The following is a 19,396-nucleotide window of genomic DNA, read 5'->3' on the forward strand; positions in this document are numbered from 1 at the left end:
CCATTGCCTGCCGGGCCTCGCGCGCGCATGCGAGCTGCGGTACCCACGACCGCAGGTCGCAGTGCCTGCGAGGGCCGTCGCAGCGGCCCCGGGACGGCCGTGATCCCCAACTATCGACGGATGAGCGGTCGGAAAGCAGACGCCGTACGACGGCTCAGGCCGCGCCGAGCGCCACGAACGACACCGCGGTGGCCAGCCCCACGGGGTCCTCGCCCGCCGCGAGACGCGCGCGGCACAGGGCCTCGTCCAGGCGCTCGCCGGCGACCAGCCCGGCGTGGAGGTCCAGCATCACTTGGACGGTGGCGGCGTCGTCGACGTCGATGAGCGACGCGACGACCCCGGCCGTTCCCTGGCCGAGCAGCGCGGCCGCGAAGCCGATCACGTCGTGACCGCCGACCTCGGCCAACGCGCCCGACCGGCAGGCGGGCAGCACGATCCGGTGCGGCGGGTGCCCGAGCCGGTGCACGTCGTCGACGGTCATCGCCCCGTCGGCGAGGTGGAGGCTGGAGAACATCGGCGTCTCCGGGCGGAACGACCCGTGCGCGGCGATGTGCCCCAGTGCCGCCCCGTCGAGGGCGGCCAGGGCGGCGGCCACGGTCGCGTCGTCGGAGGCGAGCAACGAGGCACCCGCGTGCATCCGGGCGATCGGCGCGACCTCGGCGCCCCCGGTCGGCAGGTCCGGTCCCACCACCAGCACGGCCCGGGAGGAGCGCGGTCGGGCCGCGTGAGCGCGCACCCAGGCGGTCGCCGACGGGGTGAGGGACACCGGTCGGGAGCGCAACGAGGGCAGGAGGGTCCACGGCGCCGCGAGCAGCGCAGCGGGTGGTGAGACCACCACGGCACGCCCCGCGGGCAGCAGCCGGACGACGTCCCCGAGCAGGGCCGACTCGAGGCGGACGCCCAGCCGGGCCAGGTCGACCGGGCGTCCGCGGGTCGCGGTGCGCAGACCGTAGAGCGCGGCGTCGAGGGCCTTCGCTGCGGACGAGGCGGGTCCGACGCGCACGGTCCGCCACCGACCGTCGCGCACGACCACGGCGTGCAGCGTGCCGTCGACGTCGACCAGCTGCACGAGCACCCGGTCCGCGAGGGCCTCGACCAGCGAGGCGTCCGACGCCGAGGCGTCCCGGCCACCCGCTCCCGGCGTCGCCGCCCACGCCATCCGGACGGTCCGCTCGTGGTGGGCCCGCTCGCGCACGAGCGCCTGCAGCTCCACGGGGTCCTCCTCCTCGGCGATCCGGTGGGACAGGCCACGGATGGTCGCGAGCAAGCCGTCGATGGTCGGGTCCTGGGGCGCCGGCACCGGCTCGCTCAGGGAGGCCGCGCGCGCCCGGTCGCTCCACCGCACCAGCGCCCGCGGACCCCGCGGCAGCGCGTGCCGGACGGCGAGTGTCGCCAGGTCGGAGCCGTGCAGGGCAGTCAGGGCGCGGAGCTCGGGACTACCGAGGGTGGCCCGGTGCTCGGCGAGCGCGTCGAGCCCGCGCCCGACGGCGTCGAGCACGCGTGGCCGCCCTTCCACCTCGAGCTCGAGCGCCCGGGCCAGCCAGGCGGTGGCGCGGCTGAGCGGGCTGCCGCGACGGCGGCCGGCGGCGGCCCGGGAGAGGTACGGCGACGCGGCCGCCGGGTCGCTCCGAGCGAGCTCCCGGCCGGCCAGCAGGTGGGCGAGCACCGCCTCCTCGGTCGGGTCGTCGGCCAGGGAGTCGGCGAGGGCCACCGCGGCCCGGCGAGACCCGCGCCCGAGCTCGATGCGCGCCTGCAGGGCCACCAGGTCGGCGCGGATGCACCACCATGCGCGTTCCTGGCGCAGGAACAGGCGCCGAGCGGCCCGGGCGTCCTCCAGCGCCTGCTCGGCCTGACCGGCGCCCAGTCGTGCCGCGGCCCGCATCACCAGCAGCTCGGCCCGGGCCCGGGGGCGGCTCTGGGCCCAGGCGGGCGCGGACTCGATGACGTCGACGGCCTCGACCGCCAGCCCGGCCACGAGGAGGATCCTGGCGCGGTCGAGGGTCAGCTCGAGGTGGGGGTCTCCCAGGTCGGCGTAGGCGGAGGCGAGCTCCGTCAGGGCGGACAGGGCGGCCGGGACGTCACCCTCGAAGAAGCGGATGAGGGCGAGGTTGTGACGGACGTCGAGCACCTCGAACTGCTGGTCGCCTGGCAGGAAGAGCGACTCCGCCTCGCGCAGGTCGCGCGTGGCCTCGGCGAACTCCCCGCGCAGGATCCTCGCGAAGGCACGCAGGTTGAGCGCGCGCGCTTGCCACAGCCGGTCACCCGAGCGGCGGAAGCCGCGCACGGCGTCCTGGAGGTCGGCCAACGCGCGGTCGTGGTGGCCGGCCATGGTCAGCACGTTGGCCCGACGCATCTGCGCCTTGGGCCGCACCGGGCCGCGGGCCCTCGCTCCGGCGACCGCCGCGTCCAGCTCTCGGAGTCCCGCGGCGGTCCGGCCCGCCACGGCGAGCGTGCCACCCAGGGAGGCCCGCACGTCCGCGACCCGGTCCACGTCGGGCGTGCGCTCCGCGAGCCTCCGCGCGAGACGGAGGTGGGTGAGGGCGAGGTCGACGTCGCCACGCTCGCGCAGCACGATGCCCAGCGCCTGGTGGGCGTAGGAGAGAGCGGTGACGTCGGCGTCGCCGTTCGCGATGACCGCGGTCGCGAGCGACCATGCCTCGTCGGGGTCTGCGATGGCGAGAGCCAGCAGCTCGTCACCGGTCTGGTCCGGCACCCTCGCACCCCTCCTCACCGACGCCTCGGATCGCTATCGTCTGGCGGAGGTGCCACCGGTCCGGTTCGCACCCCAGTCTCATCCAAGCCCATCGGGGGAGCGACCATGACGACTTCGAGCACCGACGGACCGGACGGCGCACCCGTCCCCGGCAAGGACCCCCAGGGCGAGGAGCGGGACCGCCTCCAGGAAGCGGTCCTCCGCGAGCAGGTCGCCTACCTCATCAAGGCCATGGGTGGCCCCGAGTACGCCGCCGCCGTCTGGTCCGAGGACGGCCGCCGGGTCGAGTACCTGTACCGCCCGGACCACGTCCTGGCCCGCGACGAGCACTGGCGCGACGTGGCGGACCTCCTCGGCGCCGAGCGCCTCGACGACGAGCGGTCGCAGCGCCAGCGGGGACTGACCGTGCTGCGGGTCACCACCGACGACACCACGACGGTTCCCGACATCCTGGCGCGGGTGGACCGCGAGCTCGGTGTCGGCAAGGCCACGCCCGACCACATCATGTTCGTCACGGGTCCCGGTCGGCTGTGCCCTGCAGTCGAGCCGGAGGAGCCCGGCGCGGACCCCGCGCCGTACCCCGGCATCACCAGTGACCTCGGTGCCGGCACCGAGGTGTTCGTCTCCGTCGTGGACACCGGCTGGTGGCCGCCGTGCGGCACCGACCCCGCCACCTCGTGGCTCGCCGGCGTGGACGGCGACCCCGAGACGATCGACCTCGACCACATCCACCCGTACGCCGGGCACGGGACGTTCATCGCCGGCGTCGTCCGCACCCAGGCGCCTGCGGCGAGGATCCGCGTGGAGGGCTTCCTGCCGACGGGGGGCGCCGCCTACGAGTCCGACATGGTCGTCCAGCTCGGCGAGGCACTCGAGCACTCCCCGGACATCATCTCCCTGTCCGCGGGCTGCCCCACGCGCGGCGAGGTGCCGCTGCTCAGCTTCGAGGTGTTCTGGGAGCAGCGCCTGCGCCACCAGAAGGGCACCGTCCTGGTGGCCGCGGCCGGCAACGACGGGCACCGCAGGCCGTTCTGGCCGGCGGCCTTCCCGTGGGCCGTCTCGGTCGGGGCCATCGACCGGGACGGCGAGCGCGCCGACTTCTCCAACTTCGGCAGCTGGGTGGACGTCTACGCCCTCGGCACGGGGTTGGTCAACGCCTACCCGACCGGCACCTTCTACTGCCACGAGCCGCCGAACGTCGGTGACCAGCGTGACTTCACCGGGATCGCCCGGTGGAGCGGTACGTCGTTCTCGACGCCGCTGGTGAGCGGCCTCATCGCCGCGCGCATGAGTCAGCACGGGATCAGCGCCCGCAAGGCCGCGGACCAGCTGCTCGTCGAGGCCGCCGCGGCGGGTCGTCGGGGAGTCGGGCCGATCCTCTACCCGGCGAACTGAGTCGGTCGGGGTTTCGAGGCTCGCTCCTCAACCAGCGAGGGCAGTGACCGCCGTCAGAGGGTGACCCAGGGCGTCGTACCGCCCTCGTCGCCCTCGACGGTGAAGCGGACCGGTCCGGGCAGCGTGCCCATCAGCACGAACATCCCGTCCTCGTCCGTGGTGGCCTCGGCGCGCTCGCCGACGGCGTTGGTCATGATCACCGTGACGACCGCCGCGGGGACGACGTGCCCGCGGACACGATCGCCGTCGATCTCCACCTCCAGGCTGCCGCGACGCGACGTGAAGGACAGCGCCCGGGGCTGGGCCGAGACGACCCCGCGCACGGTGCTCGGCTCGTCGAGGGAGTCGTAGGCCAGCTCCATGAGCTCGGCGTCCACCGTGCGCCAGGTGAAGGCCGCCCGCGCCGCCTCGCGGTGCCGGGACTCCACGTCGCGGCGCGCGGCGAGCGCGGCGGTCAGGTCGTCGAGGACGGCGTGGTCCTCGGGGGGCAGGTCGGTCATCGGTGGCTCCCGTCCGGGTCAGGACTGGTCAGGCGGCGGAATGCGCGGGTGCGGCGGAGCTGCTGGAGGGCTCGCGCGCGGGTGGGCCCGATGCTGCCGATCGGGATGCCCGAGCGTTCGCTGATCTCGGCGTAGGTGAGCGGTGGGTCCTCGGTGAGCAGCAGCAACAGGTCGCGGCGCTGGGCCGGGAGCTCGAGCAACGCGTCGACGAGGGCGGTGTGGCGCTCGGCGGCGAGCAGCTCCGCGAGCAGGTCGGGAGCGTGGTCGGGTCGGTCGAAGGTGGTCGTGGTCTGCGGGTCCGTGGGGACCGAGCGGCCACGGGTCTGGCGGATCCGGAAGCACTCGTGGCGGGTGACCGTCGACAGCCACCCCGGCAGGGCCCGGGGATCGTCGATCCGGTCGAGGTGCTCCACGAGTCGCAACCAGACGGTCTGGTTGACGTCGTCGGCGTCGGCCCCGGTCACCCGGTACCGCCGCATGAGGGACGTCACCAAGGGGAGATAACGCTCCACGAGCTGGTCCCACGCCGTCTGGCTCCCCCCGCGAGCCTCGTCGACGAGCGTGGCGACGTCCGTGTCCGTCCCCCCGGTCAGCCACGGAACATCACTCGGGGCGCGCCGTTCGCTCTCCATGATGACGTCCCTCACGCTAGGTAGGAGCGGTCTCCTGAGTCCCTGATACACCCAATCGTGGACGGTCGTCGATCTCCACGCCGTCCCGGTCCACCCACTGAGGTACCCGCCGCCGCCCATCTGAGGTAGCCACGGCCCCCGGGATACGTCTCCCGCCCGATGTCGCGCCCTACCTCAGCGGCGCAGTCTCTTCCCATGGCCCGAGAGCCGGGCCCCACAGGAGGGACAGGACATGTTCGCCACCGACAGCTTCATCAACGCCGAGGTCAGCTACCGCAACGAGAGGCTCCGCAAGGACTGGGGGACGTTCGGGCGCCGCGCCCGCCGCGCCGCCGGCACCACCCCGACCGGGCGATGACCCCGGGATCGGGAAGCGCCACCACGGTGTCGGTGGGTCAGGCCACAATGGCCGACGTGCCCACCGCCCGCAGCGCCCGTCTCGTCGGACGCGACGCCGAGCTGGAGGACCTGGTCTCCCGGCTCGGCATTCGCGCGTCCGCAGGCAGCACGCCGTACGCCGTGCTCCTCGCAGGCGACGCGGGCGTCGGCAAGACGCGACTGCTGACCGAGCTGCGCGACGTCGCGCTCGGCGAGGGCTGGCTGGTGCTTGCCGGCCACTGCCTCGACCTGGCCGACGGGTCGTTGCCCTACCTCCCCTTCTCCGAGATCCTCGGGCGCATCCTCACGGAGCGGCCGGAGGCGGCGGCGAGCGTGACCGAGCGTCACCCCACCCTCGCCCGCCTCCAGCCGGGCCGACGCCTACGCGCCACCGACGACCGCGACGAGGACCAGTCCCTCGACCGCGGCAACATCTTCGCCGCCGTCCACGACCTGTTCGAGACGCTGGCCCAGGACGGTCCGCTGCTCGTCGTCGTGGAGGACGCGCACTGGGCCGACCAGTCGACCCGCGACATGCTGAGCTTCCTCTTCTCCCGTCCCTTCGCCGGTCCCGTGCGCCTCGTCGTGTCCTACCGCTCCGACGACCTCCACCGCCGGCACCCGCTGCGTCCGCAGGTCGCCGAGTGGGCGCGCCTGCGTGGCGTCGAGCGGATCCAGGTCGACCCCCTCACCGACGCCGACGTGCGCCTGCTGATCTACACGATCCACAAGGACACGACGATCTCCGAGGCGAGCATCGCCGAGATCGTCGACCGTGCCGAGGGCAACGCGTTCTTCGTCGAGGAGCTGATCGGCGCCACCTGGGCCACCGGGGGACACGTGCCCGCCGAGCTTGCCGACGTCCTGCTGGTCCACCTCGACCGGCTCGACGACCGCACCCGCGAGGTGGTGCGGGTCGCGAGCGTCGCCGGTCGGCAGGTCTCCCACGAGCTGCTCGCGACGGTGACCGGCCTCGGCGCCACCGACCTCGAGGCCGCGCTGCGCAGCGCCGTCGAGTCCAACGTCCTCACCCGGGCCGGCGGCTCGTCCTACGCCTTCCGGCACGCCCTGCTCGGCGAGGCGGTCTACGACGACCTGCTCCCCGGCGAGCGCACCCGTCTCCACACCGCCTTCAGCGAGGCGCTCCGGTCCGGCAAGGCGACCGGCACCGCGGCCGAGCTCGCGCTCCACTCCCGCCGGGCCGGCGACCGCGCGACCGCGGTGCGGGCCGGGATCGAGGCCGGCAACCAGGCCTTCGCCGTGGGCGGACCCCACGAGGCGGCCATGCAGTTCCTCGAGGCGCTCGACCTCCTCGAAGGGCTGCCCGAGGTGCCCGACGACGTCGACCTGCACGGTCTCGTACGCCGCTGCGCCGAGGCCTTCGTCGCCTCCGGGCGGGTGGGCAAGGCGGTCAAGGTGCTCCGCGCCCACCTCGCGTCGCTCCCGCCCGACGCCCCGGCGGCCGACCGCGGACAGGTGCTCACCTCCATCGCCGCGGCCCTGCTGCTCACCGACACCACCGAGGACCCGGAGGCCATCGCCGCCGAGGCGGTCGCCTTGCTCGCCGACGCCTCGCCCCGGCTGCGCGCCCGGGCGCTGAGCGTCCACGCGCAGACCCTCGGCCGGTGGAACGAGGAGCGCGCCCGGTCCGTGGCCATGGAGGGCCTGGACCTCGCCCAACGGCACAACCTCACCGGCATCTCCGTGGAGATCGCCACCACCCTGACCAGCCTGGACGAGACCCTCGACCTCGACCGGCTCCGCACGACGTGGCTCGACACCGCCGATCGGGCCCGGGCCGCCGGCCACGTGGACGCCGAGCTGCGGGCGCTCTACTTCCTCGGGCGGCTCCACCACGACCTGGGCGACTTCGACGGGGCCCTGGAGGCCTACGGCCGGGTCGTCTCCCGCGGGGAGGAGGAGGGTCTGGCCTGGGCGCCCTTCCCGGCGGAGGCACGCCACATGGTGGCCAGCGTCCTGGTCGCCCAGGGGCGGCTCCGTGAGGCCTACGACCGGCTCGACGTCTCGGGGCTCAACCCGCCGGTCGTCTATGAGTGGCTCTACTACGCGCTCCAGATGCACGTGCAGGTGCTGCGCGGCCACACCAAGCAGGACGCCTTCACGAGCCTGCGCCCCTACTGGCCGACCGACGGGCTCACCGCGATCACCGCGGCGACCGCCGAGCTCGCCCGCGCCGAGCAGGACCTCGACGCCGCCCGCGCCGTCGAGGTCTACGACCTCGTGGTCGAGACCGTGCGGCCCATCTGGCACGAGTGGTTCCAGGCGCGGCTGCGGCTCTCGACCGTCGCCGTGGGGATCCTCGCGAGCGGTGCCGCCCACCAGTCCGCGGCCGAGCGCGAGGCCGCCGACGACGTCGTACGCCGCCTGCTCTCCGACGGCGAGCGGGTCATCGACTTCTTCGCCCAGTTCGAGATCAGCCGCGGCCCGGAATATCACGCATGGGTCGCGCGCCGCTCCGCCGAGCAGCAGCGCTGGCGGTGGTTGAGCCAGCTCGACCCGCCCGACGCCGCCGAGCTGGTGGCCGTGTGGCGGACCGCCGAGGAGGCGTTCGTCGCCTTCGGCCACGTGCCCGAGCTCGCCCGCACCCGCGCCCGGCTCGCCGAGGTGCTGCGTGCGACCGGCGACGCGGCCGGTGCGCGCGAGGTCGCCGACCTGGCGCGCGAGGTGGCGCACGCCGTGGGGCTGCGGCCCCTGGCCGACGAGCTCACCAGCCTCGGGTCGCACCGTGTCCCGGGCGCGGGCGTGTCGACCCGGGGCGCCGGTGGCAGCACCCCGACGGCCGTGTCGCTGACGCCGCGCGAGACCGAGATCCTCGCCCTGGTGGCAGAGGGGCGCACCAACGGCGAGATCGGCAAGCAGCTCTTCATCGCCACCAAGACCGTGTCGGTGCACGTGTCCAACATCCTCGGCAAGCTCGACGCCACCTCCCGGACCGAGGCGGCGGCGATCGCGCGCCGCACGGGCCTGCTCTGAGCCCGGGCCCCCGTCGGTCCGGTCGCCCGGGCCGCGGGCAGACTGGCCCCGTGACCGACTTCCGCTGCTCCGTCGCCAGTCGCGACGACGGTGAGCCGATCGCCGGCACCGCCCCGACCGACACGGCCTTCCTGCTCGTCGAGCATGCGGGCTCGTGGGGGCGTAAGGCGGTCGCCGAGAGTCGGCTGCCTGAGGCCGTCCGCGACCACCTCGGTGCGCTGACCGGCGTGCGGGTGCAGCTGATCCGCCGGCACGGCGGCGAGTCCGGCCCGGGGGTCCGGGTCTTCCACGCCCGCGCCACCCTCGGCGGCTTCGACGTGCGCACGGAGGTGCTGCCCGACGCCGAGTCGCTGCTGGACCTCCACCTCGACGACGACCTCGGTGGCGGTCCGGACTGGACGGCGTACGACGCCCCGCTCTGGCTGGTCTGCACCAACGGCCGTCGCGACCGCTGCTGCGCGGAGATCGGCCGGCCGATCACCGCGGCGCTGGCCGGGCGCTGGCCCGAGGCGACGTGGGAGACCACCCACCTCGGCGGGCACCGGTTCGCCGGGACCCTGCTGGCCCTCCCGTCCGGGCACACCCTCGGCCGCCTCGACGTCGCGTCCGCCGTCGAGGCGTGCGCGATCCTCGAGAAGGGGTCGGTCCCTGTCGAGGCCTCCCGAGGCCGGGCCGGCCTCACCCCGGCCGAGCAGGTGCGCGAGCTGCACGTGCTCGCCGGCGGGGACCCGGACGTCGACGTGGTCGAGGTGCCCTCGCAGCCCCGCCGTGCCAGCTGCGCCGACCTGGTCGAGAAGCCCACCACGCGCTGGGAGGTCCGGGCGCGCTGACCGGCCTACGATCGGCTGCATGACTGCCGTGCGCGACCTGCCGGAGGAGCTGCCCCACGACGCCGCCACCGCGGCGCTCACCGAGAAGCGGATGCGGCGGATGCGCGTCTTCGGCGGCCCCGCCCCGACGATCGACCGGTCCACGCTGCCCCCGGGCCCGGGCTGGCCGCCGCTGCTCCAGAGCATCGGCCTGCTGCGCTTCCGGCACCAGTTCGTGCCGTGGGCGCACCGTCGCTACGGCGACGTCTTCACCGTCCGGCTGCTGCCCGACCGCCCGCTGGTGCTCTTCACCCGCCCCGAGCACGCGCGGGAGATCTTCGCCGCCGACCCGGAGACCTTTCTCGCCGGCAAGGCCAACTCGATCCTCGGGCCGATGATGGGGGAGCACTCGCTGCTGCTCCAGGACCGCGGGGCGCACCAGCGGGCCCGCAAGCTGCTGATGCCGGCCTTCAACGGGCACGCGCTGCGCGAGTACGGCGACCTGGTCACCGAGGTCGCCCGTGCGGACCTCGCCGGCTGGCACGACGGCGAGGAGCTGCGCGCCCTCGACCGGATGAACCGGCTCACCCTCGAGGTGATCCTGCGCGTCGTCTTCGGCGTGACCGACGAGCGCCGGCTCGCCCTGCTCCGGCCGCGGGTCACCCGGGTCGTGGACATCAGCCCGGCCGTCCTCTTCGGCTGGTCCGTGCCGCGGCTGCGCCGGCTCGGCCCGTGGCGGGCCGCCCGGCAGAACGCCCACGAGCTCGACCAGCTGATCCACGCCGAGATCCGCGAGCGGCGTACTGCCCCGGACCTGGCCACCCGCACCGACGTGCTCTCCCTGCTGATCAGGGCGCGGGGCGAGGAGGGGGACCTCCTCACCGACGAGGAGCTGCGCGACCAGCTCGTTACCCTGCTGCTCGCCGGCCACGAGACCACCGCGACCGCGCTCGCGTGGGCGCTCTACGAGCTGGGTCGCGACGACGCGCTGCTGGCCCGGACCACCGCGGCCGCCGACGACGGGGACGACGCCTGGCTGGAGGCCGTGCTCAAGGAGTCGATGCGCCTGCACCCCGTCATCCCGATGGTGGTGCGCACCCTCACGGCCCCGGCCACCATCGGCGGGGTCGACCTGCCGGCGGGGGTGACGGTGGGCCCGTCGATCCTGCTCGCCCACGCCCGACCGGAGAACCACCCGGAGCCCGACGTGTTCCGTCCGGAGCGGTTCGTCGGGACCAACCCGCCCCCGAACACCTGGATCCCCTTCGGCGGCGGGGTCCGCCGGTGCATCGGCGCCGGCTTCTCGCTGATGGAGGGCGTGGTCGTGCTGCGCGAGCTGCTGACGGCGTACTCGGTCGAGACCCTCGCCGACGACCGCCCGAAGGTCCGCAACATCACCAGCGTGCCGCGCGACGGGGCCCGGATCCGGGTCACCGCGCGCTAGGCCGGAACCGGTCGTAAATCGCGCGCGCCGGGTCCGCCCGTCGTGCGACGATCGCCCCTTGTGAGCACCACCCCGTCCCTGCGCGAGCGCCTCCGCCGAGTGCGGATGGACGTCACCCCGCTGCGCGAGTCGCGCGACTTCCGGCTGCTGTTCACCGCCGGCACGGTGTTCTACCTCGGCGGGATGGTGTCCTACGTCGCGATCCCGTTCCAGGTCTACGACATGACGGGCAGCAACTTCCTGGTCGGTGCGATCGGCCTGGTCGAGCTGGTGCCGTTGATCGTCTTCGGCCTGTACGGCGGTGCGCTCGCCGACCACGTCGACCGCCGCAAGCTGCTCGTCGGCAGCGGTCTGGCGCAGCTGGTGCTGATGGCGGTGCTGGCGGGCAACGCGTTCCGGGCCGAGCCGAGCCTCCCGCTGCTCTTCGTCGTCGCCGCCCTGCTCGCGGCCACCTCGTCGCTGCAGCGTCCGTCCCGCGAGGCGCTCGAGCCGCGCACGGTGCGCCACGACCAGATCACCGCCGCCAACGCGCTGTCGAGCTTCGGCATGCAGGTGGGCGTGCTGCTCGGTCCGGCCATCGGCGGCGTGCTCATCGCCTGGGTGGGGATCGGCTGGTGCTTCGTCGTCGACGTCGTCGCCCTGGCCGTCGCCTGCGCCCTGTACGCCGCGATGCGGCCCTACCCCCACCGCGGCGAGACGACGCCCCCGAGCCTGCGCGGCATCGCTGAGGGGTGGCGCTACGCGATCGGTCGGCGCGACCTGCTCGGCACCTACCTCGTCGACATCGCCGCCATGCTGCTCGCGATGCCCATCGTGCTCTTCCCGGCGCTGGCGGCCGAGGTCTTCGAGCGCCCCGAGCTGCTGGGGCTGCTCTACTCCGCGGAGACCGTCGGCGCCCTCGTCGCGACTGCGCTCAGCGGCTGGACCTCGCGCGTCCACCACCACGGACGGGCCATCGTCATCGCCGCCGCGGCGTACGGCGCCTGCATCGCGCTCGCCGGCCTCGCGCCGTCGTTCGGGGTGGCGCTGGCCTGCTTCGCGATGGCCGGTGCGGCGGACATGATCTCGGCCGTCTTCCGCGGGACGGTGTGGAACCAGACCATCCCCGAGCACATGCGCGGCCGGCTGGCCGGCATCGAGATGCTGTCCTACTCCGTCGGCCCGCTGGGTGGCCAGGTCCGCGCGGGCTTCGTGGCCGACGCCTGGTCGGTGCGCGGCTCGATCGTCTCCGGCGGTATCGCGTGCGTCGGCGGTGTCCTGCTGACGGCGGCGCTGCTGCGGGACTTCTGGTCCTACGACAACCGCACCGACGTGCACGCGATCGCCGAGAGGGAGCGGCGGGGCGCCGAGACCTGAGCCGCCGGGGACTCGGCCGGGACGGTCCTCGGGGTCCTCGCGCGAGGTGTGACCTGCGGTCGTGGGTACCGCAGGTCGCACTGGCCGGGAGGTCCGTGCGCGGGCTGGGACCTGCGGTCGTGGGTACCGCAGGTCGCACTGGCCGGGTGGTTCGTGCGCGGGCTGGGACCTGCGGTCGTGGGTACCGCAGGTCGCACTGGCCGCGAGGACCCCCGAGGACCCCCCGGAGGGGCGCCCGGCGGCGGGCCGGGTTGGTCCGGAGCACCCGGGTCGCCCACAATGGCGGGCAGTCGCGCCGCAACCACCGCGCGCGATCGTCGTACGAGCGAGAGGTGTCCCGTGTCCGAGAGCAAAGACCGCCCGGTCCTGACCGGACTGGTGGCCCTGGTCGCCGTGGCCGCCGTCGTGGGCCTGCTGTTCGGGCTGGCCGCGCTGTTCGGCACGAAGGTGCTGGGCCTGGACGGTGGGGGAGTCGACGCGTCGGCGGAGGCCACGTCCGGCAGCGAGACGACGATGTACCTCCCCGAGCCGGAGCCGACCGAGACCACGGAGCCGACGACGACCGCCGAGGCGCAGCCCGGCCAGGCGCCCTCCAGCACGGAGACCACGCCGGCCGAGCAGATCTCCCTCTCGGCGAGCCAGGTCAGCGTGAGCCCGATGCAGCAGATCGACCTCACCGGCACCTACGCCCAGGGCGAGGGCGCGATCCTGCAGGTGCAGCGCCTCGAGGGCGGCACGTGGTCGGACTTCCCGGTGACCGTGTCGGTGAGCAACCAGACGTTCTCGACCTACGTGCAGACGAGCCAGGCCGGGGTCAACAGGTTCCGGGTCAAGGACACCGACTCGGACCTCACGTCCAACGAGGTCGAGGTCACCGTCGGCTGAGCGCCGCCTGCCGGTCCACCCGGCGGGTCCAGTAGCCGACCCACACCGTGCCGACCGCGGCCAGTCCGCCCAGCACGACGCAGGCCGTGGCCAGGGGCGCCGCTGCGACGAGGACGCTGACGAGCACCGGTCCGCCGGAGACGCCGATGTCGCCGCAGAGGCGCCAGCCGCCAAGGAACTGCGCGCGGCCCTCCGTCGGCGCGGCATCGGCGCCCAGCGTCATCACGATCCCCGAGCCCAGCCCGTTGCCGGCGGCGATGAGGACCATCACCGCGGCCACCGTGGCGGTGGTGGTGGCCAGGGGGAGCAGCAGGCAGGCGACCGCGGTCGAGGCCACGACAGGGACGGCGACCACGAAGCGGCCGCGGGTGTCCATCAGCCAGCCGCCCGGGAAGAAGAAGGCGATGTCGATCGCCGCGGCCGCGGCGAAGATGAGCGAGGTCGTGCTCGCGGAGAGGCCGACGTGCTCGGCCCACAGCGGGAGCAGGACGGTGCGCAGCGAGCGGCTCGCGGCGATGATCACCACGGCCGTGCCGAGGGTGAGCAGCACCCGGCGGTGGGCGCGCAGCACCGACAGCACCGACAGGTGCTCGGTGACCTGCTTGCGCGACTCGGAGCCGAAGTCGGGCATGGTCAGCGCGAGCAGCGCCGACGCGAGCGACATCACGGCGGCGAGCCAGAAGACCCAGGTGAGGCTGCCGACCTGGATCAGCCCGGCACCGAGGAGTGGACCGACCAGCACGCCCACCCGCATGCTGCCGCCGAGCATCGACATGGCGCGTGCCCGGTAGGCCATCGGAACGGCGTCGATCATGAAGCCCTGCCGGGCCATCAGGAAGACCGTCCACGTCATCCCGCTGAAGATCACTGCGATCCCCAGCGCGAGCACCGAGTCGGTGAGCGCGGCCGCCGCCATCGCGACGGCGTCCAGGCACCCGACGATGGTCAGCGCTCGGCGCTCACCGATCCGCGCGACAAGGGCCCCGGCGGGCAGGGAGGCGATCAGGCTGCCGATGCCGAGCAGGGCGACGACCATCGCGGCCGTGCTCACGTCCGCCCCGAGCTCGCGAGCCCGCAGGGCCAGGATCGGCATCACCGCGCCGTGCCCGATGGCGCTGAGGATCGAGGGGCCGTACGCCGGGAGGGCGATGTCGCGGAAGCGGAAGTCCCCCGAGGCCGTCACCCGCCCATCTTCGCAGCGACCGGCTCGGCCGCCGGCCGGGGCGCCTCGAGCGGTCGCAGTGCCTCGCGCGGTCGGGATGCCACGCGGGGCCGCTGTGCTGCGCGGGGCCGGGGTGCGTGGCGCGGTGGCGACGTCCGGCGACGCCGGGTGGTGCGCTGGCCGAGCAGCACGCCGCCGAGCACCAGCGCCATGCCGAGCGCCTGGACCCACCCGAAGGCCTCCGCGGCGACGACCACGCCCAGCGCCGTACCGACGACCGGGTTGACCAGCCCGATGAGGGAGACGGCGCCGGCGGGCATGGCGCGCAGCCCGGTGAACCAGCAGACGTAGGCCAGGCCGGTGCCCACCACCGCGATCCACGTGTAGCCGAGGGCCGCCTCGAGGTCGATCGCCGGCGGGGCGCCCTCGAGCACCAGGGCCAGCGGCAGCAGGGCGAGCCCGCCGACGACCAGCTGCCAGGACACGAGCGTCAGCATGTCGACCGGCGGGGTCCAGCGCTTCATGAGCACGAACCCGAGCGCGCTGACGAGCACCGAGCCGAGCGCGCCGGCCAGGCCGAGGGCCGTCACGCCGTCTGGGTTGCGGAGCACCAGGAGGGTGACGCCGACGAGCCCCATCAGGGCGGCGCCGACGCGGACCCGGGCGGGGCGCTCCCCGATGAGGGGCCAGGCGAGCGCCATCACGGCGAGCGGGGCCGTCGCCTGGATCGTGGCCGCCAGCCCGCCGGGGAGGTGGTAGGCGGCGAGGAAGATCAGCGGGAAGAACGCGCCGATGTTGCACAGCCCCATCACCGCGGCCTTCCACCACCAGTCGCCGCGCGGGAGCCGGCGTCGCCACGCGAGCATCACCAAGCCGATCGGGAGCGCCCGGACCAACGCCCCGAAGAGCGGGCGGTCCGGCGGCAGCAGCTGCTCGGTGACGATGTACGTCGTGCCCCACGCGGCCGGGGCGACCGCTGTCAGCAGGACGAGGCCGAAGCGGTGAGCCAAGATCTTTTCCACGGAAGAGACATTATCTTCCGTGGAAGGTAATCTCCACTCCGTGATAGAGGACGTGCATCACACCGGCCCGGACCACGTCGGGCGCATCCAGGCCCAGTGGGCGCGCGAGCGGCCGGACCTCGACAGCTCGGCCATGGGCATCATCGGGCGGATGCACCGCCTCGGCGCCGTGCTCCACGAGGAGCTGCGGCCGGTCTTCGCCGCGGCCGGCCTCTCGGACGGCGACTTCGACGTGCTGGCGGCCCTGCGCCGGGCGGGGGAGCCCTTCGAGCTGACCCCCGGCGAGCTGGCGGCCACCACCATGATCACCTCGGGCGCCGTGACCAAGCGGGTCGACCGCCTGGTCGAGGCGGGGTGGGTGACGCGCTCGGTGGCGGAGCACGACGGGCGCGTACGCCGGATCGCGCTGACGCCGTCGGGCCGCGCCCTCGTCGACCGCGTGGTGGAGCAGCACTTCGCCAACGAGGAACGGCTGCTCGGGACCTTCTCCGACGCCGAGCGAAGCCGGCTCACGCACCTGCTGATCCAGTGGTCCCGGGCGCTCGGCGCCTGACGGACACGCCCGGGAGCGGTGGCGGAGCCACGTTCCAACGTTGAGGAACGTGGTCCACGCACCGCCCACGGCGGCTGACGCAGGGGACCGGTCAGCCGGGGATGTAGTCGAACGTGTCCGGGTTGGGTCCCATCCGGCCGGACTCGCCCCGGTCGAGCCCGTCGAGGGCGGAGACCTGCTCGGCGGAGAGCTCGAAGTCGAAGATCTCGAAGTTCTCGCGCATCCGCTCGGCCTTCATCGACTTGGGGAAGATGATGTCGCCGCGCTGCACGTGCCAGCGCAGGGTGACCTGGGCCGGCGAGCGGCCGACGGTCGAGGCGATCTCGCATATCGTGTCGTCCTCGTTGACCTTGCCCTGAGCGATCGGGGACCACGCCTCGGTGAGCACACCGTGGCGCTGGTTGGCGGCACGCACGTCCTCGTTGGCGAAGAACGGGTGCACCTCGACCTGGTTGACCACCGGCACGACGCCGGTCGCCTCGACGATGCGGTCGAGGTGGGCGGGTTGGAAGTTGGAGACGCCGATCGAGCGCGTCTTCCCTGCCTGCTGGGCCTCGATGAGCGCCTGCCACGTGGAGACGAAGTCGCCGTCGTACTTCGTGGGCAGGGGCCAGTGGATGAGGAACAGGTCGGTCTGCTCGAGGCCGAGGCGCTCGAGGGACTCGTCGATGGCCCGGCGCGCGTCGTCGGTGCGGTGGAAGCCGTTGTTGAGCTTGGTGGTGATGTAGAGGTCGTCGCGGGACAGGCCGGAGTCCTTGATCGCGGCGCCGACGCCCGCCTCGTTCTCGTACATCTGCGCGGTGTCGATGTGGCGGTAGCCGGCCTCGAAGGCCTGGGCCACGGTGGCCGCGGTCTCCTCCGGCGGGACCTGGAAGACGCCGAAGCCGAGCTGCGGGATGGACGTGCCGTCGTGGAGCTTGATCTGGGGAACAGTCATACGAGGCCCTACACGGATCGGCCGCCCGATATTCCGTTGCGCCCGTCCCTAGGGTGGGCCGGGTGCCCGACCTGGACCTCCCTGCCCACCTCTCGCCGCAGCACGCCACAGCCCTGCAGGCGCTGGCCGACCGCAACGACGCCGACCACGGCGACGGGTTCCTCGGCCTCGTGCTGAGCGGCTCCGCCGGCCGCGGGATGGCCACCGAGCGGTCCGACCTCGACGTCCTCGTCGTGCTCACCGACGACGCCGCGGCAGGGCGGCGTACGACGAAGTCACCCGACGTCGACGAGGTCCCGACTCCCCTCGCCGAGCTCGAGGAGCTGCCGGCCTTCGGGACCGACGGCTGGTGGTACCGCTGGTCCTGCGCCTGGGCACCGGTCCTGCTGGACCGCACCGGCGGTGTGCTGCCCGACCTCGTACGCCGCCACGCGACGCTGGCGCCGGACGAGCAGCGCGACGTGCTGGTCACCCACGACCGGCTCGACGGCTACGTGAACTACGCCTTCCGGGCCCTCAAGAACGACCGGGACGGACGGCACCTCGAGCGGCGCCTCGACGCGGCGGAGTCGGTGCCGTGGCTTCTCGACACGGTCTTCGCGCTGGAGGGCCGGGTGCGGCCCTACATGAAGTACCTCCCGTGGGAGCTGCGCACCCACCCGCTCCCGCACTGGCCGGCGGAGGAGACCCTCGACCTGCTCGAGCGGACCCTGGACGGCGACCCGCAGGCGGTGCGCGAGACCTTCGTCCGCGTCGAGCGGGCGGTGCACGCACACCCGGCCGCCGGGGAGCTGACCGAGATCCTCGACGGCTGGGGCGACCAGCTGGACCTGCTCCGCCCCGCAGGCCCGGGACGTGCGTGAGGATGTGCCCATGACCAGCGCTGAGGACCTCTTGGAGGCATACGACCGGCAGCTGCGACGCGAGGGCGAGGTAGGTCGTGCCACCGAGGTGGTCGAGCTGGGACCGCTGCTGCTGGCGACCTTCGACCACGGCGGGTTCGTGACCTACGCGTCGCTGGAGGGCCACGACGTCGACACCCTGGTCTCGGGCGCGATCGTGCACTTCCGCGACCGCACCGAGGTGGGGAGCTTCGAGTGGAAGACGCGCGGCCACGACTGGCCGGCAGACCTCGGCGAGCGGCTCGCGGCGCACGCCCTGGTCGCCGAGCCGGCGGAGACCGTGATGATCGGCGAGGCGTCCGCGCTCGCCGTACCCGTCGACGTGCCGGGCGTGACCGTCCGTCGGGCCGGGGCCACCGGAGACGCCCGCGGCGACGTCGAGGCGATGCTCGCGATGCAGGAGTCCGTCTTCGGCCGGGGGCGCGGCCCGTCGGTCGAGTCGTCGCTGGCCACCCTCGAGTCGGGCGAGGCCGAGCTGTGGCTGGCCGAGGTCGACGGGACCGTCGTGTGCGCTGGACGGCTCGAGGTCGTGCCGGGCACCGACTTCGCCGGGATCTGGGGCGGCTCGACGCTGCAGGAGTATCGCGGCCGCGGCATCTACCGGGCGCTGGTCTCGGCCCGGGCCCGCTCGGCGGTGGACCTCGGCGTGCGCTACCTCCACTCCGACTCGACCGACATGTCGCGCCCGATCCTCGAGCGCGCCGGGCTGGTGCCGGTGACGACCACGACGCCGTACGTCTGGACCCGCTGAGGCGTGCCGTTCCGCGCGTAGTTGGGGACGAAGTCGTCGGTCGACCGGCCGGTCCGCCTACCAGATCGCCCCCAACTAACCTCCCGGGGCAGTCCGTGACGCACGGACCCCGGGAACCGCGGATCAGGGGTCCGATCGTCACGGACTACCCGGAAATCGAGAGCCAGAAACCCTCAGCCGAGCAGGCCGAGGTCGCCGAGCCGCCCGGCGACCGCGTCGCCGAAGATCTCGTGGCCCTCGGGCGTCAGGTGCAGCCGGTCGTGCAGGTAGGGCAGGCGCAGGTCGCTGGTGGCGACGTACGGGACCCCGCTGTCGGCCGCGAGCCGGGCGAGCAACCGGTCGACGCGCGGTACGGCGTGGGCGCGCGAGGGGGCTGCGGCCGGTCCGACGACCACCACCCGGTGGCCCTCGAGGGACTGCATCAGCCGCGCGAATCCGAGGGTGATCGCGGTGGACGAGCGGTCGAAGTCGTTGAGGCCGCCCTCGACGACCACCAAGCCCTCCAGCGGAGCCTCGAGCGCCCGGGTGCCGAAGGACTCGTCACCGCACGGGCTGGCCGTCCGGCTGAAGCCCGACCCGGAGAAGCCGGCCACGGTGACCCGGCCCGGCAGGCGCGACGGCCAGGAGCCGGCGAGGCGGTCGAGGCCGAGGCCCACCGACCACGAGTCGCCGACCACGGTGACGGGGGTGCCCGAGCCGGTGACGAGCTCGGCCCGCTGCGCGGCCTGGACGTTGTGCCGGGCGCAGTAGGACATCCCGGCACCGGCGCGCTCGACGAGCTGGACCGTGAGCACCGCGGCCATGGCCAGCACGGCCAGCAGCGCCGGCACGGCGTAGCGGAGGTCGAGGCGGGCGGTCACAGGGAGGATCATCCGGTCTGGACCACCTCCTGCGCAGCCATTTGCAGCAATGTGACGCCAACTGGTGACGACTTCGTGATCCCGGGAACAAGGCGGCCGGGGG

The 19,396-nt window shown here is 73.9% G+C and carries 17 protein-coding genes; 10 read left to right on the forward strand and 7 right to left on the reverse strand.

The features are described 5' to 3' along the window. Positions 1–154: 154 nt before the first annotated feature. Positions 155–2,713: a CHAT domain-containing protein gene (locus ASG88_RS07550; protein ID WP_056886822.1), complete on the reverse strand. Its 2,559-nt coding sequence runs from the start codon at positions 2,711–2,713 to the stop codon at positions 155–157. 105 nt (positions 2,714–2,818) lie between these two features. Between ASG88_RS07550 and ASG88_RS07555 the strand changes: the two genes are divergently transcribed. Beyond that, a complete protein-coding gene (locus tag ASG88_RS07555) occupies positions 2,819–4,108 on the forward strand; it encodes a S8 family peptidase (RefSeq protein ID WP_056886823.1) in 1,290 nt (429 codons plus the stop codon). A 53-nt stretch (positions 4,109–4,161) separates the two neighbouring features. Here the strand turns inward: ASG88_RS07555 and ASG88_RS07560 are convergent, their stop codons facing one another. Together ASG88_RS07560 and ASG88_RS07565 are read right to left on the reverse strand one after the other, a co-directional pair. Continuing rightward, on the reverse strand, positions 4,162–4,608 hold the full coding sequence (locus tag ASG88_RS07560) for a carboxypeptidase regulatory-like domain-containing protein (protein ID WP_056886824.1): 447 nt from the start codon (positions 4,606–4,608) through the stop codon (positions 4,162–4,164). Then, the gene (locus tag ASG88_RS07565) at positions 4,605–5,240 is read right to left on the reverse strand and encodes an RNA polymerase sigma factor (protein WP_056886825.1); all 636 of its coding nucleotides are present in this window, start codon (positions 5,238–5,240) and stop codon (positions 4,605–4,607) included. Before ASG88_RS07565 ends, ASG88_RS07560 begins: the two co-directional genes overlap by 4 nt. Before the next feature lie 232 nt (positions 5,241–5,472). Between ASG88_RS07565 and ASG88_RS24020 the strand changes: the two genes are divergently transcribed. From ASG88_RS24020 to ASG88_RS07590, 6 genes are all read left to right on the forward strand, one after another. Continuing rightward, on the forward strand, positions 5,473–5,598 hold the full coding sequence (locus tag ASG88_RS24020; protein ID WP_268790693.1) for a hypothetical protein: 126 nt from the start codon (positions 5,473–5,475) through the stop codon (positions 5,596–5,598). A gap of 56 nt (positions 5,599–5,654) precedes the next feature. After that, the gene (locus ASG88_RS07570) at positions 5,655–8,612 is read left to right on the forward strand and encodes a helix-turn-helix transcriptional regulator (protein WP_162259825.1); all 2,958 of its coding nucleotides are present in this window, start codon (positions 5,655–5,657) and stop codon (positions 8,610–8,612) included. Positions 8,613–8,662: 50 nt separating this feature from the next. Beyond that, positions 8,663–9,442, forward strand: coding sequence for a sucrase ferredoxin (locus ASG88_RS22535; protein WP_056886827.1), 780 nt, complete (start codon positions 8,663–8,665; stop codon positions 9,440–9,442). Positions 9,443–9,461: 19 nt separating this feature from the next. Then, on the forward strand, positions 9,462–10,865 hold the full coding sequence (locus ASG88_RS07580; protein WP_157559625.1) for a cytochrome P450: 1,404 nt from the start codon (positions 9,462–9,464) through the stop codon (positions 10,863–10,865). 60 nt (positions 10,866–10,925) lie between these two features. Then, positions 10,926–12,221 carry an MFS transporter gene (locus tag ASG88_RS07585; protein ID WP_235534767.1) on the forward strand — a complete coding sequence of 432 codons (1,296 nt, stop codon included), beginning with the start codon at positions 10,926–10,928 and terminating at the stop codon, positions 12,219–12,221. A 339-nt stretch (positions 12,222–12,560) separates the two neighbouring features. Continuing rightward, on the forward strand, positions 12,561–13,106 hold the full coding sequence (locus ASG88_RS07590; RefSeq protein WP_056886828.1) for a hypothetical protein: 546 nt from the start codon (positions 12,561–12,563) through the stop codon (positions 13,104–13,106). On the opposite strand, the gene ASG88_RS07595 is transcribed toward ASG88_RS07590, so the two are convergent. Both ASG88_RS07595 and ASG88_RS07600 read right to left on the reverse strand, forming a co-directional pair. Further along, positions 13,093–14,289 carry an MFS transporter gene (locus tag ASG88_RS07595; protein ID WP_056886829.1) on the reverse strand — a complete coding sequence of 399 codons (1,197 nt, stop codon included), beginning with the start codon at positions 14,287–14,289 and terminating at the stop codon, positions 13,093–13,095. The two genes, ASG88_RS07590 and ASG88_RS07595, sit on opposite strands and share 14 nt — an antisense overlap. Next, the gene (locus ASG88_RS07600) at positions 14,286–15,290 is read right to left on the reverse strand and encodes a DMT family transporter (protein ID WP_157559626.1); all 1,005 of its coding nucleotides are present in this window, start codon (positions 15,288–15,290) and stop codon (positions 14,286–14,288) included. Before ASG88_RS07600 ends, ASG88_RS07595 begins: the two co-directional genes overlap by 4 nt. 40 nt (positions 15,291–15,330) lie before the next feature. Here ASG88_RS07600 and ASG88_RS07605 point away from each other — a divergent pair, with 40 nt between their 5' ends. After that, a complete protein-coding gene (locus ASG88_RS07605) occupies positions 15,331–15,843 on the forward strand; it encodes a MarR family winged helix-turn-helix transcriptional regulator (protein WP_235534768.1) in 513 nt (170 codons plus the stop codon). 91 nt (positions 15,844–15,934) lie between these two features. On the opposite strand, the gene ASG88_RS07610 is transcribed toward ASG88_RS07605, so the two are convergent. Beyond that, entirely contained in the window at positions 15,935–16,780 is an 846-nt protein-coding gene (locus tag ASG88_RS07610) for an aldo/keto reductase (RefSeq protein WP_056886831.1), read from the reverse strand. 62 nt (positions 16,781–16,842) lie between these two features. Between ASG88_RS07610 and ASG88_RS07615 the strand changes: the two genes are divergently transcribed. Together ASG88_RS07615 and ASG88_RS07620 are read left to right on the forward strand one after the other, a co-directional pair. Then, positions 16,843–17,643, forward strand: a complete 801-nt coding sequence (locus tag ASG88_RS07615) for a nucleotidyltransferase domain-containing protein (RefSeq protein ID WP_056886832.1) — start codon at positions 16,843–16,845, stop codon at positions 17,641–17,643. Positions 17,644–17,653: 10 nt separating this feature from the next. Beyond that, a complete protein-coding gene (locus tag ASG88_RS07620) occupies positions 17,654–18,433 on the forward strand; it encodes a GNAT family N-acetyltransferase (protein WP_056886833.1) in 780 nt (259 codons plus the stop codon). 173 nt (positions 18,434–18,606) lie between these two features. Here ASG88_RS07620 and ASG88_RS07625 read toward each other — a convergent pair whose 3' ends face one another. Next, positions 18,607–19,305, reverse strand: coding sequence for an SGNH/GDSL hydrolase family protein (locus ASG88_RS07625; protein WP_056886834.1), 699 nt, complete (start codon positions 19,303–19,305; stop codon positions 18,607–18,609). Positions 19,306–19,396: the final 91 nt, after the last annotated feature.

The organism is Nocardioides sp. Soil777, assembly GCF_001428425.1.
GTDB lineage: Bacteria > Actinomycetota > Actinomycetes > Propionibacteriales > Nocardioidaceae > Nocardioides > Nocardioides terrigena.

Coding starts and splice junctions, on each gene's coding strand:
- ASG88_RS07555 (WP_056886823.1), top strand. CDS start 2,819: ATGACGACTTCGAGCACCGACGGACCGGACGGCGCACCCGTCCCCGGC.
- ASG88_RS07560 (WP_056886824.1), bottom strand. CDS start 4,608: ATGACCGACCTGCCCCCCGAGGACCACGCCGTCCTCGACGACCTGACC.
- ASG88_RS07565 (WP_056886825.1), bottom strand. CDS start 5,240: ATGGAGAGCGAACGGCGCGCCCCGAGTGATGTTCCGTGGCTGACCGGG.
- ASG88_RS24020 (WP_268790693.1), top strand. CDS start 5,473: ATGTTCGCCACCGACAGCTTCATCAACGCCGAGGTCAGCTACCGCAAC.
- ASG88_RS07580 (WP_157559625.1), top strand. CDS start 9,462: ATGACTGCCGTGCGCGACCTGCCGGAGGAGCTGCCCCACGACGCCGCC.
- ASG88_RS07610 (WP_056886831.1), bottom strand. CDS start 16,780: ATGACTGTTCCCCAGATCAAGCTCCACGACGGCACGTCCATCCCGCAG.
- ASG88_RS07620 (WP_056886833.1), top strand. CDS start 17,654: ATGACCAGCGCTGAGGACCTCTTGGAGGCATACGACCGGCAGCTGCGA.
- ASG88_RS07625 (WP_056886834.1), bottom strand. CDS start 19,305: ATGATCCTCCCTGTGACCGCCCGCCTCGACCTCCGCTACGCCGTGCCG.